Here is a 14,060-nt window from a genome sequence, read left to right as displayed (position 1 = left end):
GCCACGTTCTCCCCGCGCAGGCGGGGGCGGTCCGCTTACCGGGATGAGAGGACTCCGTCATGACAAGTTCTCCCCGCGCAGGCGGGGGTGGTCCGGGGGTGGAGACCGGCCGCCGCCTCGCACCGCGGTTCTCCCCGCGCAGGCGGGGGTGGTCCGGACGCCGACAGTGCGGGCGGGCGGCTCCGGGCGTTCTCCCCGCGCAGGCGGGGGTGGTCCGCTCTCCGCCAACGTGGACTACGACAAGGTGTTGTTCTCCCCGCGCAGGTGGGGGTGGTTCTGGGAATGGTGAAGCCCTTCCCGGTTGGGGGAAGGGCTTCGTCAGGTCTGGGTCAGAGGGTTTTGATGTGGGCGAGGAGCGTGGCGGCGGTGGTGCGGGTGAGGGTCAGGTGGCCTGCTGTGAGGGCCTTGCTGTCGCGGATGCCGACCATGCCGTCCGCTGAGCCGACCTCGACGCAGTTGCCGCCCTGGCCGCCGCTGTGGGTGCTCTTGCGCCACCGGGTGGACGGAAGATCAAAGCTGGTCACTGTAGCCCTCTCGTGCTTGCCGGATCATGGTCAGGGACTCGGCGCTGGTCAACGCCTCTCCCAACACGAGGTCGAAGCGTATCGCCGTGTCGGCGACGGCGTCGGGGTCGCGTTGAAGCTGACTGCTGCTCGGGCCTTCCACGTAGGCGACGTCGGGACCGTCGGGGAACGACAGCACCAGGAAGCTGCCGTCGAACGCTGCCCACGTGAGGCGGCTGAACGGGAGCATTCTGATCTGGATATGGGCCGTCGTGGTGATGATCCGTTCGAGGTAGGCGAGCTGGTCGTGCATCACCTTCGGCCCGCCGATCGGCCGGTGCAGCACTGATTCATCCAGGACGAAGGACAGGCGCGGCGGCCGGTCGCGGGTCAGGATGCCCTGCCGGTCGAGCCGCTGCGCGAGCAGGGCGGTCAGGCCGTCGCGGGCCTGGCCGGAGCCCATGACGCCGCGGGCGTAGTCCTCGGTCTGCAGCAGACCGGGTACGACCTGGCATTCGTAGGACCGGAACGACAGGGCTCGCTTCTCCAGGCTGAGGAAGGCCGGGAAGCTGGGGAGCATCGCCACCTGTTTGCCCGCGAGTTCGATCTCGCGTGCGATCGTCTCGAACGGCCTGCCGAAAGGGGCGAAGAAGAACGTGTCGAGGTCGATGGCGGTTTCGACGCTTGGTTTGGTGCCGGTCTCCAGCTTCTCGATCCACTGGTAGGTGCAGCCGAGGCGTTCGGCCAGCTGGCGGCGGCTGAGCTTGCCTTCCTTCCACTCCTCCCGGCATCTGCGCAGCAGTTCGCCGAACGCGCGGATGAGCGGGTCTCGGGTCAGGTCACCGGGTTCCGTGGGCATCGGGGGGTCCCTGGTAGGTCGCGGCCGGATCTTGGTAGGCGGCTGGGCCGCGTCGGTAGGCGGCCCGAGTGTTCACGCTATGTAGCGGCAGCGTAGCGCCGCGCGCCACGCTTGGGTCCTCGTTCCGGCAAGAACAGATCCTGCGAGGCGACGATGAGAAAGAAGACGGAACGCGCGCCCGCCGGGCGTGCGGGCGACGTCGTGCTCCTTCCCCGGCTCTGCGGCCGCTTTCCCGGACGCCGTGTCCGGCGCGCTCGCGTGGGCGGCGTATCGGTCGAATGGGACACGGCGTCGAGGGGGCGTCGATGAGTCGGCCGTCGAATCAGCGTGTCACGTTCCTCGACGTGCTCGCGTTGACGCTTCGGGAGCGGTATCCGGGCGTCCGTACGGAGGTCGCGCAGTTCAGTGCGGGGCTGCCGCCGTTGCTGCGGGTCTTTCATGGGCGCGTCGGGCAGGACATCGGGTGCGACATGGGGCGGGACGGGTGGACGTACGTCCTCGGGTTCGATCCGCGTCGGAACATCGCGCCGACCAGCGATCCCGTCCGGGCGGCTCGGGCCGTTGCGGAGATGCTCGGTATTCGCAGCCATCCGGAGCGCTGATGAGCGGCGTCGAGGCCGGTGAGTCCGCGCAGCGTGAGGCGAATGTCGTTTCGGGAGCGGACATCCGTCGGGCGGGCGTCGCCGAGGTCTGGGAGCTCGCGGACGCCGCCTTTCGCAGCGCGATGCGGCGGTACGGGATTTCGCCGCTCGCCGTCGACACCGTCCGGCATCGGGCGCGGCGGTCCTTCGATCTCTTCGTCCAGGTCGCGATCGACCATGAACTCCTCCGGGTGGAGGACAGCGCCGGGCCCGGCCCGGCGTCCAGGAGGGGGCTCCACCCGGAGGGCCGGTCGTCCGGCGAACCTCGGATGTGACTCCCCCAACCGCGAATTCCTCCGGGCCGCGCGGGCATTCAGGCATCCGGCGCGACCCCGCCGCCGTGCCGCGCGGTCCGGAGGCCGAACCCCGAAAGGAACTACGCCGTCATGCCCCTGACCGCACGGAGACCCGCACGCGCGCGTACCGGCGGGCGCCCCGGTTCCGAACCCCGCAGCCACGCCTGTGCGCGGGCTTGCGTCGTGTCCGGCGTCCGGCCGAGGGGCCAGCGGCCCGTGGGGACGCGTGGGGGCGCGTCGGGTCGGAGGCGCTGTGGTCAGCCGGTCTCACCGACGCGTGGGGGCGCGGCGTGCGGAAATCGTTTCGGTCCGCTTTTCGTGAAGGCTCGTTGGTCGGGGGTTTTTTCGGTGGGTGGGAGGGAGCGGTGAACGCGCGTGGGTGGGCGCCCGTGGAACTGCTCACGACCCGGGAGGTCGCGTTGATGTTCGGGGTGCATTCCGGGACCGTCGCGAATTGGGCCAAGGCCGGGTTGATTCCGGTGATCCAGTTGCCGTCCGGGCGGCGGCGTTATCCGGCGGACGCCATTCGGGCGTTCTTTGAGACGGTGGAGAACGAATGACGCGAGGCCCGGACCGCGGGAACGGTCCGGGCCTCGTTCAACTCGACTAACCCGCGTAGCTGGGCAGGGTGCGCTCGTGGGATTCGCGGAGTTCCGACAGCGGAATGGCGAACAGCTCCTGGGCCTCGGCCTCGCCGACCCGGCCCGTCACGCGCAGTTCGTCGCCGCCGATGACGCCGAGCTGCGTCACCGGGACTCCGGCCTGCTCGCACAGCGCCGCGACGCGCGCCTCGCCGCCGGGGCGGATCGCCACGACCGCGCGCGCGACCGACTCGCTGAACAGCGTCACGAACGCGTCGCCCGGCAGCGTGATGGACGCGCCGAGCCCGCCGCGCAGGCACGACTCAACGAGCGCCTGCGACAGGCCGCCGTCCGACAGGTCGTGCGCCGCCGTCAGCAGCCCCTCGCGGGACGCCGCGACCAGCACCGACGCCAGCGCCAGCTCCGCCGCCAGGTCCACCTTCGGCGGCAGCCCGCCCAGGTGCCGGTAGACGACGTGCGCCCACTCCGACCCGCCGAACTCCTCGCGCGTCTCACCGAGCAGCGCGAGCGTCGCCCCGTCCGACGTGAACGACATGTTCACCCGGCGGCGGACGTCGTCGTGGACGCCCAGCACGCCGATGACCGGCGTCGGGTTGATCGGCGTCGTGCCCGTCTGGTTGTAGAAGCTGACGTTCCCGCCCGTCACCGGCACGCCCAGGTAGCGGCACGCGTCCGCCAGGCCCTCGGTCGCCTGGGCGAACTGCCACATGACGCCCGGGTCCTCCGGGGAGCCGAAGTTCAGGCAGTTCGTCACCGCGAGCGGGCGCGCGCCCGTCGCGGCGACGTTGCGGAACGCCTCCGACAGCGCGAGCTGCGCGCCCGAGTACGGGTCGAGCCGCGTGTAGCGGCCGTTGCCGTCCAGGGACAGCGCGATGCCGAGGCCCGAATCCGGGTCGATCCGGACGACGCCCGCGTTCTCCGGCATCGCCTGGACCGTGTTGCCGAGGACGTACCGGTCGTACTGGGACGTCACCCACGTCTTGCTCGCCAGGTTCGGCGAGCCCGCGAGCCACAGCACCGTCCGGCGCAGCTCGTCGCCGTTCGACGGACGCGTGAGCTGCCCCGGCGTGTTGCTCTGCAGCGACCCCAGGTCGGCGGGCGGCGCGATCGGACGCTCGTACACCGGCCCCTCGTCGGCGGCCGTGCCCGGCGGGATGTCCACGATCGTCTCGCCGCGCCACGTCATCACCAGGCGGCCGGTGTCGGTCACCTCGCCGATGACGGTCGCCGGGATCTCCCAGCGCGCGCAGATCTCCAGGAACCGCTCGACCTTGGCGGGCTCCACGACCGCCATCATGCGCTCCTGGGACTCGCTCATCAGGATCTCTTCGGGCAGCAGCGTCGCGTCCCGGAGCGGCACCGCGTCCAGGTCGACGTGCATGCCGCCCGTCCCGGCGGCGGCCAGCTCCGTCGTCGCGCACGAGACCCCGGCCGCGCCGAGGTCCTGGATGCCGACGACGAGGTCCTCGGCGAACACCTCCAGGCAGCACTCGATCAGGATCTTCTCCATGAACGGGTCGCCGACCTGGACGCTCGGGCGCTTGGCGTGCGACTCGTCGTCGAACGTCGCCGAAGCCAGCACCGACGCGCCGCCGATGCCGTCCGGGCCGGTGCCCGCGCCGAACAGGATCACCTTGTTGCCGGGGCCGGGGGCCGCCGCGCGCTTGATGTCGCCGTGCTTCATCACGCCGACGCACAGCGCGTTGACCAGCGGGTTCTGCGCGTAGCAGGCGTCGAAGACCGTCTCGCCGCCGATGTTGGGCAGGCCGAGCGAGTTGCCGTACCCGCCGACGCCCGCGACGACGCCGGGCAGCACCCGCTGCGTGTCGGGCGCGTCCGCCGGGCCGAAGCGCAGCGAGTCCATGACGGCGATCGGCCGCGCGCCCATCGACATGATGTCGCGGACGATGCCGCCGACGCCCGTCGCGGCGCCCTGGTACGGCTCCACGTAGGACGGGTGGTTGTGCGACTCGACCTTGAACGTCACCGCCCAGCCCTGGCCGATGTCCACGACGCCCGCGTTCTCGCCCATGCCGACGAGCAGTGCGTCGGACTGCGGGGCCTTCTCGCCGAACTGCCGCAGGTGGACCTTGCTGGACTTGTACGAGCAGTGCTCGCTCCACATCACCGAGTAGATCGCCAGCTCGGCGGAGGTGGGGCGGCGGCCGAGGATGTCGCGGACGCGCCTGTACTCGTCGTCCTTCATGCCCAGCTCGGCGAACGGCTGCGGGCGGTCGGGGGTGCGGCGGGCGGTCTCGACGGTGTCGGTGACCGGCTCGGCGACGGGGCGCTCGCCGGTGCCGGCGACGGCGGGCTGCGGTCCCGTGCCGCCCACGGCGGGCTGGGGGCCGGTGTCGCCGGAGACGGCGGGCTGCGGGCCGGTGTTGGACGGGACGGCCGGTTGCGGGCCGGTATTGCCCGGCACGGCGGGCTGGGGGCCGGTGTTGCCGGAGACGGCGGGCTGCGGCCCGGTGTTGCCCGGCACGGCGGGCTGCGGGCCGGTGTTGCCCGGCACGGCGGGCTGCGGGCCGGTGTTGCCCGGCACGGCGGGCTGCGGCCCGGTGTTCCCGGAAACCGCAGGCTGCGGCCCGGTGTTGCCCGAGACTGCGGGCTGCGGGCCGGTGTTCCCTGACACGGCAGGCTGCGGTCCGGTGTTACCCGAAACGGCAGGCTGGGGACCGGTGTTGCCGGAGACAGCAGGCTGGGGACCGGTGTTCCCGGAGACGGCAGGCTGCGGACCAGTGTTGCCGGACACCGCAGGCTGCGGCCCGGTGTTCCCCGAAACCGCAGGCTGCGGCCCGGTGTTCGACGTCACAGCAGGCTGCGGCCCCGTCCCCGAAACCGCGGGCTGCTCGCCCGAGTCCCCCGCGACGACGCCCGGCAGCGGCCCCTCCTCGGCGAGCGCCCGCACGAACTCGGCGTCCGCGTCGGCGGGCGCGAGGCCCGGCGCGGGCGGCGGCGTCGGCGTCAGCTCGTCGGCCTCCTCGGGCGCGGGCGGCCGTCCCGGCTCGGCCCCGGCGGCCGGCGGCACGACGGGGTTGGCGGCCGACGACCGCCGCGCGGCCGCGTCGCCCTCCTCCACGATGGCCTCGAACGCCTCGGTGACCGCGGGGTCCACCGGTGCGAGCTCGGGGTCGTCGGCGTCGGACTTGAGGTCCTCCAGCCACTCCAGGCTGGGCTCGTCGTGCCCGCGCCGGGACCTGCGGTCCGACCCGGGCGCGTCGGGACGCTGCTCGCTCATCGGTCTCCCCCTCTCCACGACGGTGCGAAGGCGGCACCGCCCGTCGCCGTACTGCCCCCGGTCACGCCTCGACCAGCCGCTTGACGATCGAGGTGAAGAACCCGAGCCCGTCGGTGGACGGCCCGGTCAGCGACTCGACCGCGTGCTCGGGGTGCGGCATGAGGCCGACGACGTTGCCCGCCTCGTTGCGCACGCCCGCGATGTCGTTCAGGGAGCCGTTGGGGTTCAGGTCGAGGTACCGGGCGACGACGCGGCCCTCGCCCTCCAGCTCCGCGAGGGTGCGCGGGTCCGCGACGTACCGGCCGTCGCGGTTCTTGATCGGGACGACGATCTCCTGCCCGGTGCTGTAGTCGCGCGTCCAGGCCGTGTCGGCGTCGTCGATCCGCAGCCGCTGGTCGCGGCAGACGAAGTGCAGGCCCGCGTTGGGCAGCAGCGCGCCGGGCAGCAGGTGCGACTCGCACAGCACCTGGAACCCGTTGCAGATGCCGAGGACCGGCAGGCCCCCGTGCGCGGCGTCGACCAGGGCGCCCATCAGCGGCGCGAAGCGCGCGATGGCCCCGGCCCGCAGGTAGTCCCCGTAGGAGAACCCGCCGGGGAGCACGACGGCGTCGACGTCCTTCAGGTCGTCGTCGGCGTGCCAGAGGGCGACCGGCTCGGCGCCGGCCAGCCGCACGGCGCGCGCGGCGTCGCGGTCGTCGAGGGAACCTGGGAAGGTGATGACCCCTACCCGGGCAGCATCCATCTTCGTTCCTTAAGTGAGGGTTGCCGGAGATGGGCGGCGTTGCCCGCCGATCACCGATGCGCGTCGCACGATCCCCGCGCGGACCCCAATCTACCCGGCGCTGCGGATGAGGCTGCGCCCAAGGCGCCGGAGGGCGGTCTCGTCCCGCCAGGTCAGGCGCTTGCGCAGGTGGACGACGGTACCCCGGTCGGGGGCCGGGTCGATGCGCAGATCGTCCACCAAGGCCCGCATTATCCTAATCCCGCGTCCGGACTCGGCCAAGTCGCCGCGATCGGGGGTGAGAGATGCCTCACTCGCGCCGGTTCCCCAGTCCGAGACGCGCAGGCGGCACCACTCTCCGTCCACCAGCCCGTCGATCTCGTAGTCGCCGCGCGCGTGCTCGACCGCGTTCGTACACGCCTCGGAGAGGGCGATCAGGAGGTCGGCCACGCACTCCCCGTCGGCGCCGAGGCCCCGCAGCAGATCCCCGACCAGCCGCCTGACCAGCGGGATCGTCGGGGCCTCGCCGGGCATCGCCAGCGAGAAGCTCACGTCCACGGGCCACCTCGCGTCATTTCCAGGCCCCCCTGGTCCGGACACCGCGAATCGGACTCGGTACCTGTTAAGGGGTGCCCCGCCGCGTAAGGCCGTAATCGTTACGCTGTGGGGTCTTTGCGGGGCGAGGCGGTGACGCGCGCCTTACGCGGACGGGGCGCTAGAGCGGCCGGACCTCGAACGTCTCGATGACCGGGTTCGCCAGCAGCGTCTCGGCGATCTTGCGGACCTGCTCCAGCGCGGCGTCGTCGGCCGGGCCGTCCACCTCGACCTCGAACCGCTTGCCCTGGCGGACGGCGGTGACCCCGGAGAACCCGAGCTGCGGCAGCTTCCGGGCGATGGCCTGCCCCTGCGGGTCGAGGATCTCCGGCTTGAGCATGACGTCCACGACGACGCGAGCCACGAGCCGCCCCCTCACTGATCTGCGTGTTCTCCGCACGTTTCCCTGACGACAGGAAGCGTACGGCACCATGACAGGGCAGAAGTCACCATCCCCCCGGAGACGTTGTCATGAACCCCGACGAGCTGACGCCGCCCGAACGCCGCCTGTGGGAGGCGTACCGGCAGGGCGCGTCGGTGGACCTGTCGGGCGGGCATGGACCCGCCGACGATCCCACCGGTGTCCAGTGGGGTCCGGAGCGGCTCGTCCGCGCCGAGGTGATCACGGCGCTGCTCGCGGGCGTCGCGGAGCCGGAGCCCGGCCGCGTCCCCGGCGTGCGGCTCGCGGGCGCGCGCGTCACCGGGTCGCTGGACCTCGGGCACGCGCGGGTGGACGTGCCGCTGGAGCTGACCGCGTGCGCGTTCGACGAGGCACCGCGGCTGTACTGGGCGACGATGAGCAGCGTCCACCTGCTGCGCTGCTCGCTGCCGGGGCTCGTCGCGTCCGGCGCGCGGGTGGACGGCCACCTGTGGCTGGAGGGCAGCGTCGTCGGCGGCGGGCTGTGGCTGGACGGCGCGCACGTCACGGGCATCCTGAACATGTCGGGCGTCACGCTGCGCAATCCCGGCGGGGACGCGCTGCTCGGCGACCGGCTCACCGTGGACGCCAACGTCTACTGCGACCGGGGCTTCACCGCCGAGGGCGAGGTGCGGCTGCCCGGCGCGCGGATCGGCGGGCAGCTCATCCTGCGGCAGGCGCGGCTCGACAACCCCGACGGGGCCGCGCTGTACGCGAGTCGCCTCGACGTCGGCGCGAACGTGTTCTGCGACGGCGGGTTCCGGGCGCGCGGCGAGGTGCGGCTGCGCGGCGCGCGGGTCGGCGGCTACCTGTCGTTCGTCGGCGCGGATCTGTCGCATCCCGGGCGGACGGCGCTGAACGCGGGCGACCTCGTCGTGGACACCGACGTCTACTGCTCGGACGGGTTCACCGCCGAGGGCGCGGTCAGCTTCGCGGGCGCGCGCATCGCCGGGCAGCTCGACCTGCGCGGCGCGAAACTCGCGCACGACGGGACGGCGCTGAGCCTCCAGCGGCTCCAGGCCGAGGACGTCGTGCTGCGGCCCGCGCACGTCGTCCACGCGACCGTCGACCTGTCGTACGCCAAGGTCAACCTGCTGCGCGACGACCCCGCGACCTGGCCCGACCGGCTCCAGCTCGACGGGTTCCAGTACGAGACGCTGGAACCGCCGCTCACCGCCCGGCAGCGCCTCGACTGGCTCCGCCGCGACACCGACGGCTACCAGCCGCAGCCCTACGAGCGGCTCGCGCAGACCTACCGGACCCTCGGGCTGGACGCCGAGGGCCGGTCGGTGCTGCTCGCCAAGGCCCGCGACCGGCGCGCGACGCAGGGGCTGCCGCGCAAGATCGTCGGGTGGGCGCAGGACATCCTCGTCGGCTACGGCTACCGGCCGTTCCGCGCGGCGAGCTGGCTCGCGGGGCTGCTCGCGTTCGGGACGGTCGTGTTCTCGCTGCACCGGCCCGGCGTCCTGGACGACGGGCACCACCCGCATTTCAACGCGTTCTTCTACACGCTGGACCTGCTGCTGCCGATCGGGAGCCTCGGGCAGGAGGCGGAGTACGCGCCGTCCGGGCTCTACCAGTGGATCGCGAACCTGCTGACGGCGGCGGGGCTGCTGCTGGGACTGACGGTGGCGGCGGGGGCGACGCGGGCGTTGTCAAGGGAGTGAGCCGCCTGTGGATCGGGGGTACGTAACCCGGCATCGGGGGTTGCGCCCCGGGGCGTGATGTCTGTCACGATGAGTTTCGTGGCTTTCATCCCTCATCCGGGGTGAACGCCTCCGAGGCCGGCCCGGCCGCGGCGATCCCGCGTCCGGACCCCGAACGAGGAGGGTCATCGATGACGATCGACTCCATGCGCGCCGCGCCCCACCAGGGCGACGACGGCGGACCGGGGCTCGTGCAGCTCCTGACGCCCGAGGGCGAGCGCGTCGAACACCCCGACTACCCGCTGGACGTGACCGCCGACGAGCTGCGCGGGCTGTACCGCGACCTGGTCGTCGTCCGCGGCATCGACCGCGAGGCCGTCTCCCTCACCCGGCAGGGCGAGCTCGGGCTGTGGGCGTCGCTGCTCGGGCAGGAGGCCGCGCAGATCGGCTCCGGCCGGGCGCTGACCGGCACCGACATGGTGTTCCCCACCTACCGCGAACACGGCGTCGCGTACTGCCGGGGCGTCGAGCCGATCAAGCTGCTCGGGATGTTCCGCGGCGTCAACCACTCCGGCTGGAACCCCGCCGAGCACGGGTTCCACCTCTACACGATCGTGATCGGCAGCCAGACGCTGCACGCGACCGGCTACGCGATGGGCATCCAGCGGGACGGGGTCCTCGGGACGCCGAACGCGGGCGCGGCCATCGCGTACTTCGGGGACGGCGCCACCTCCCAGGGCGACGTCAACGAGGCGTTCGTGTTCGCGTCCGTCGCGCACGCGCCGATCGTGTTCTTCTGCCAGAACAACCAGTGGGCGATCTCCGAGCCGCTGGAGCGGCAGAGCCGGATTCCGCTGTACCGGCGCGCGCAGGGGTTCGGGTTCCCGGGCGTCCGGGTGGACGGCAACGACGTGCTGGCGTGCCTGGCCGTGACGCGGGCCGCGCTGGAGAACGCCCGGACGGGGCAGGGCCCGACGCTCGTCGAGGCGTACACGTACCGGATGGGCGCGCACACGACGACGGACGACCCCACGCGGTACCGGCTCAAGTCGGACGAAGAGGCGTGGAAGCTCAAGGACCCGATCGAGCGCGTCCGCGCGTACCTGGCACGCGAGGGGCTGGCCTCCGAAACGTTCTTCAGGTCTGTGGACGACGAGGCGAAGGCCGTCGCCGCCGACCTGCGCAAGGAGTGCCGCGCGCTGCCCGATCCGCCGCCCGGGGCGATGTTCGAGCACGTCTACGCCGCCCCGCACCCGCTGATGACCGAAGAGCAGGAGGCGTTCGCCGCCTACCTCGACACCTTCGAGGAGGTGCCGGCGTGACCACGCTGACGTTGGGCCGCGCCCTCAACGAGGGCATGCGGCGCGCGATGGAAGAAGACCCGAAGGTCCTGGTCATGGGCGAGGACGTGGGGCGGCTCGGCGGCGTCTTCCGCGTCACGGACGGGCTCCAGAAGGACTTCGGCGAGGAGCGCGTCATCGACACGCCGCTCGCGGAGTCCGGCATCGTCGGGACCGCGATCGGGCTGGCGCTGCGCGGGTACCGGCCCGTGGTGGAGATCCAGTTCGACGGGTTCGTGTTCCCCGCGACGGACCAGATCGTCACGCAGCTCGCCAAGATGCACATGCGGTCCCTGGGGACCGTGGGGCTGCCGGTCGTCGTGCGGATTCCGTGCGGCGGCGGGATCGGGGCGGTCGAACACCATTCGGAGTCGCCGGAGGCGTACTTCGCGCACACGGCCGGGCTGCGGGTCGTGGCGTGCTCCAACGCCGCCGACGCGTACACGATGATCCGGCAGGCCATCGCGTCGCCGGACCCGGTGATCTTCTTCGAGCCGAAGCGGCGGTACTGGGACAAGGCGGACGTCGATCTGGACGCGCCGCTGCCCGACCCGCACGCCGCCAAGGTCGTCCAGCCGGGGACGGACGTGACCGTCCTCGCCTACGGGCCCTCGGTGAAGACCTGCCTGGAGGCCGCGTCCGCCGCCGCCGAGGAGGGACGGTCGCTGGAGGTCGTGGACCTGCGGTCGCTCAACCCGCTCGACATCGACGCGATCACCGCGTCCGTCCGGCGGACGGGGCGATGCGTCGTCGTCCACGAGGCGCCCGTCTTCGGCGGGTTCGGGGCGGAGCTGGCCGCGCGGATCACCGAGCGGTGCTTCTACTCGCTGGAGGCACCGGTGCTGCGGGTCGGCGGATACTCGACGCCCTACCCGCCGTCCCGGATCGAGGACCACTACCTGCCCGACCTCGACCGCATCCTCGACGCGGTCGACCGGACCTTCGGTTGGTGACGGACGTGAGCGCACCGCAGTTGTTCCGCCTGCCCGACGTCGGCGAGGGGCTGACCGAGGCGGAGATCGTCAAGTGGCACGTCGGGCCCGGGGACCGGGTCGAGGTCAACCAGACGATCGTGGAGATCGAGACGGCGAAGGCGATCGTGGAGCTGCCGTGCCCGTTCGACGGGGTGGTGGACGAACTGCTCGCGGACGAGGGCACGGTCGTGGACGTGGGGTCGCCGATCATCGCGGTGGTGGACGAGTCCTCGTCGAGCGCGGCGTCGGCCACGGCGCCTGGCACGCCGGACAGCACGACGGGAGCTGCGTCGGCGTCGGGCGACGCGGCGGCGGGCGACGCGGACAGCGCGCCGGACGGCGCTTCGGGCGGCGCGGCGGCGAGGGCTGCGGCGTCGGCGGGCACTGCGGCGTCGGGCGACGCGGACAGCGCGCCGGACATCGCCACGGGCGACACAGCGGCGGCTGCGGCGGCGGGCGGGTCGCTGGACGTCGCGGCGGGCGGGCCGGTGGGGGCTGCGGCGGGCGGGTCGGTGGACGCCGCGCCGCCTGAGCCGACGCCGGCCGAGCGGATGCCCGCCGACCTCGCCGCGCCGGGTCCGGCGGAGGAGCAGCCCGCGCAGCCGGAGTCGCTGAAGGAGGACCTGGTCCCCGGCGCGCCGCCGGACGGGCCCAAGCGGCAGCCGGTGCTCGTCGGGTACGGCGTGAAGCCGGGCGCGACGAAGCGCCGCCCGCGCAAGGCGGGGCACGTTCCGGCGCAACCCCGTCCACAGGCTGTGGACGGCGCGTCGGCGCGGGCGGCGCTCGCGACGCCGCCCGTCCGGAAGATGGCCCGCGACCTCGGCGTGGACCTGACCGCGCTGCGCGGCACGGGCCCGAACGGCTCGATCACCCGCGACGACATCCGCACCGCCGCCGGAGCGCTCCCGGGCGCGTCGCCCACCGCGCCGACGGCGGCCCCCGGCCCGCCCGGCACCGCGCCCGGTTCGGCCACGACGGCGGGCGCGGCTGAGCCGAGCACCGCGAGCACGCACGGTCCGGCCGCGTCGGCGCCGCCCGGCGCAGCCACGTCGACAGCGAGCGCGCACGAGTCGACACCGGCTACGCGCGGTTCCGCCGCTGAGACGGGTGCGCACGGAGCGGGCGCCGCCATGCCGGGTGCAGGCGGTTCTGCCGCTGCTGCGGCGGGCGTGCGTGGAGCGGGCGTGGCGGGTGAGCGCGAGGCGGCCACGGCAGCGGGCGGGCACGGGTCGGCCGCGTCGGCGGGCGGGCGTGAGGCGGCCGTCGCGGGCGGGGGTGCGGGTGTTGCCGGGGCGGTTGCGGCTGAGGTGGCTGCACCGGAGGCCGCCGCCGCGCCCGCGCGGACCGCGGAGGAGTCCGCGGGGGGCGGGGAGCGGGTGCCGGTGCGCGGCGTCCGGCGGGCGATGGCGGCGGCGATGGTGGAGTCCGCGTTCACCGCGCCGCACGTGACCGAGTTCCTCCAGGTGGACGTCACCGAGACGATGGACACGGTCGCGCGGCTGCGCGCCCTGCCCGATTTCGCCGACGTGAAGGTCTCGCCGCTGCTGCTCGTCGCGAAGGCGCTCGTCGCGGCGGTGCGCCGCCACCCGCACGCGAACGCGTCCTACGCGGGCGACCACATCGCCGTCCACTCGTCGGTGAACCTGGGGATAGCGGCCGCCACGGACCGGGGCCTGATCGTCCCGAACATCAAGGACGCGCAGGCGCTGTCGCTCGTCGGCCTGGCCCGCGCGCTCGGGGACCTCACCGCGCGGGCCCGCGCCGGGAAGTGCTCGCCCGCCGACCTGACCGGCGGCACGATCACGATCACCAACGTGGGCGTGTTCGGCGTGGACGCGGGAACGCCGATCCTCACGCCGGGCGAGGCCGCGATCCTGGCGTTCGGCCAGATCCGCGACCTGCCATGGGTCCACGAGGGCGAGCTGGCGATCCGCAAGGTCACGACGCTCGCGCTGTCCTTCGACCACCGGGCCCTGGACGGCGCGGAGGGCTCGGCCGTCCTCCGCGACGTCGGCGCGATGCTCGCGGACCCGCTCACCCTTCTCGCCCACTCCTGATCAGCACACCGGCCCGGGTACCCCGTCGAGAGGCGGCACCCGGGCCGGTGCCGTCGCGGGAAATAACGCGCGGTGGCTCCGGCCCCGGCGGTAGGACCGCAGACGGCGGCCGCTACCAGGTGATCACCGGCCGTCGAAGCGAACACCGGCGGCCGCCTCGCGCGCCGA

At 73.2% G+C, this 14,060-nt stretch carries 12 protein-coding genes, 2 pseudogenes and 1 CRISPR repeat array; of the genes and pseudogenes, 8 read left to right on the top strand and 6 right to left on the bottom strand.

Annotation, left to right across the window (positions count from 1 at the left end; translation table 11 throughout):
* Nucleotides 1-5 precede the first annotated feature (5 nt).
* A CRISPR array of direct repeats spans nucleotides 6-278; the repeat unit is 29 nt; unit sequence GTTCTCCCCGCGCAGGCGGGGGTGGTCCG.
* A 51-nt stretch (nucleotides 279-329) separates the two neighbouring features.
* Together G339_RS33970 and G339_RS0116280 are read right to left on the bottom strand one after the other, a co-directional pair.
* On the bottom strand, nucleotides 330-524 hold the full coding sequence (locus tag G339_RS33970; RefSeq protein ID WP_019632149.1) for a DUF397 domain-containing protein: 195 nt from the start codon (nucleotides 522-524) through the stop codon (nucleotides 330-332).
* Nucleotides 511-1,362 carry a helix-turn-helix domain-containing protein gene (locus G339_RS0116280; RefSeq protein WP_019632148.1) on the bottom strand — a complete coding sequence of 284 codons (852 nt, stop codon included), beginning with the start codon at nucleotides 1,360-1,362 and terminating at the stop codon, nucleotides 511-513. Before G339_RS0116280 ends, G339_RS33970 begins: the two co-directional genes overlap by 14 nt.
* A 305-nt stretch (nucleotides 1,363-1,667) precedes the next feature.
* On the opposite strand from G339_RS0116280, the gene G339_RS0116275 reads away from it, so the two are divergent.
* The 3 genes from G339_RS0116275 (at nucleotide 1,668) to G339_RS37850 (ending at nucleotide 2,859) form a co-directional block, all read left to right on the top strand.
* The gene (locus G339_RS0116275) at nucleotides 1,668-1,964 is read left to right on the top strand and encodes a hypothetical protein (protein ID WP_240489827.1); all 297 of its coding nucleotides are present in this window, start codon (nucleotides 1,668-1,670) and stop codon (nucleotides 1,962-1,964) included.
* Nucleotides 1,964-2,278 carry a hypothetical protein gene (locus G339_RS0116270; protein ID WP_019632146.1) on the top strand — a complete coding sequence of 105 codons (315 nt, stop codon included), beginning with the start codon at nucleotides 1,964-1,966 and terminating at the stop codon, nucleotides 2,276-2,278. Before G339_RS0116275 ends, G339_RS0116270 begins: the two co-directional genes overlap by 1 nt.
* Nucleotides 2,279-2,688: 410 nt before the next feature.
* Nucleotides 2,689-2,859 (top strand): helix-turn-helix domain-containing protein, encoded by a 171-nt coding sequence (locus G339_RS37850; protein ID WP_019632145.1) that lies wholly within the window; start codon nucleotides 2,689-2,691, stop codon nucleotides 2,857-2,859.
* A 46-nt stretch (nucleotides 2,860-2,905) separates the two neighbouring features.
* On the opposite strand, the gene purL is transcribed toward G339_RS37850, so the two are convergent.
* From purL to purS, 4 genes are all read right to left on the bottom strand, one after another.
* Nucleotides 2,906-5,107 carry a phosphoribosylformylglycinamidine synthase subunit PurL gene (gene purL, locus G339_RS0116260; protein ID WP_205625571.1) on the bottom strand — a complete coding sequence of 734 codons (2,202 nt, stop codon included), beginning with the start codon at nucleotides 5,105-5,107 and terminating at the stop codon, nucleotides 2,906-2,908.
* Nucleotides 5,108-6,203: 1,096 nt separating this feature from the next.
* Entirely contained in the window at nucleotides 6,204-6,884 is a 681-nt protein-coding gene (purQ, locus tag G339_RS0116255) for a phosphoribosylformylglycinamidine synthase subunit PurQ (RefSeq protein ID WP_026341502.1), read from the bottom strand.
* Nucleotides 6,885-6,974: 90 nt separating this feature from the next.
* Nucleotides 6,975-7,421, bottom strand: coding sequence for an ATP-binding protein (locus G339_RS0116250; protein WP_019632142.1), 447 nt, complete (start codon nucleotides 7,419-7,421; stop codon nucleotides 6,975-6,977).
* A 157-nt stretch (nucleotides 7,422-7,578) separates the two neighbouring features.
* Nucleotides 7,579-7,821, bottom strand: coding sequence for a phosphoribosylformylglycinamidine synthase subunit PurS (gene purS, locus G339_RS0116245; protein WP_019632141.1), 243 nt, complete (start codon nucleotides 7,819-7,821; stop codon nucleotides 7,579-7,581).
* A gap of 107 nt (nucleotides 7,822-7,928) precedes the next feature.
* Here purS and G339_RS0116240 point away from each other — a divergent pair, with 107 nt between their 5' ends.
* From G339_RS0116240 to G339_RS41080, 5 genes and pseudogenes are all read left to right on the top strand, one after another.
* Nucleotides 7,929-9,542, top strand: coding sequence for a hypothetical protein (locus G339_RS0116240; RefSeq protein ID WP_019632140.1), 1,614 nt, complete (start codon nucleotides 7,929-7,931; stop codon nucleotides 9,540-9,542).
* Nucleotides 9,543-9,712: 170 nt separating this feature from the next.
* Nucleotides 9,713-10,843: a pyruvate dehydrogenase (acetyl-transferring) E1 component subunit alpha gene (pdhA, locus tag G339_RS0116235; protein ID WP_019632139.1), complete on the top strand. Its 1,131-nt coding sequence runs from the start codon at nucleotides 9,713-9,715 to the stop codon at nucleotides 10,841-10,843.
* Entirely contained in the window at nucleotides 10,840-11,814 is a 975-nt protein-coding gene (locus G339_RS0116230; protein ID WP_019632138.1) for an alpha-ketoacid dehydrogenase subunit beta, read from the top strand. Before pdhA ends, G339_RS0116230 begins: the two co-directional genes overlap by 4 nt.
* A pseudogene (locus G339_RS41085) lies at nucleotides 11,811-12,674 on the top strand (biotin/lipoyl-containing protein); the annotation flags it as partial. The gene G339_RS0116230 and the pseudogene G339_RS41085, both read left to right, overlap by 4 nt.
* Nucleotides 12,675-13,145: 471 nt before the next feature.
* A pseudogene (locus G339_RS41080) lies at nucleotides 13,146-13,892 on the top strand (dihydrolipoamide acetyltransferase family protein); the annotation flags it as partial.
* Nucleotides 13,893-14,060 lie beyond the last annotated feature (168 nt).

It is taken from the genome of Actinomadura atramentaria DSM 43919 (assembly GCF_000381885.1).
In the GTDB taxonomy this organism is placed as follows: Bacteria; Actinomycetota; Actinomycetes; order Streptosporangiales; family Streptosporangiaceae; genus Spirillospora; species Spirillospora atramentaria.
The sequence above is the reverse complement of the archived record's forward strand: the minus strand, read 5'-3'. Positions and strand labels throughout refer to the sequence as shown.

Bases quoted from the DNA above. Each gene is read 5' to 3' on its own strand.
- G339_RS0116280 (WP_019632148.1), bottom strand. From the start codon at position 1,362: ATGCCCACGGAACCCGGTGACCTGACCCGAGACCCGCTCATCCGCGCG.
- G339_RS0116275 (WP_240489827.1), top strand. From the start codon at position 1,668: ATGAGTCGGCCGTCGAATCAGCGTGTCACGTTCCTCGACGTGCTCGCG.
- G339_RS0116270 (WP_019632146.1), top strand. From the start codon at position 1,964: ATGAGCGGCGTCGAGGCCGGTGAGTCCGCGCAGCGTGAGGCGAATGTC.
- purL (WP_205625571.1), bottom strand. From the start codon at position 5,107: ATGAAGGACGACGAGTACAGGCGCGTCCGCGACATCCTCGGCCGCCGC.
- purQ (WP_026341502.1), bottom strand. From the start codon at position 6,884: ATGGATGCTGCCCGGGTAGGGGTCATCACCTTCCCAGGTTCCCTCGAC.
- G339_RS0116240 (WP_019632140.1), top strand. From the start codon at position 7,929: ATGAACCCCGACGAGCTGACGCCGCCCGAACGCCGCCTGTGGGAGGCG.
- pdhA (WP_019632139.1), top strand. From the start codon at position 9,713: ATGACGATCGACTCCATGCGCGCCGCGCCCCACCAGGGCGACGACGGC.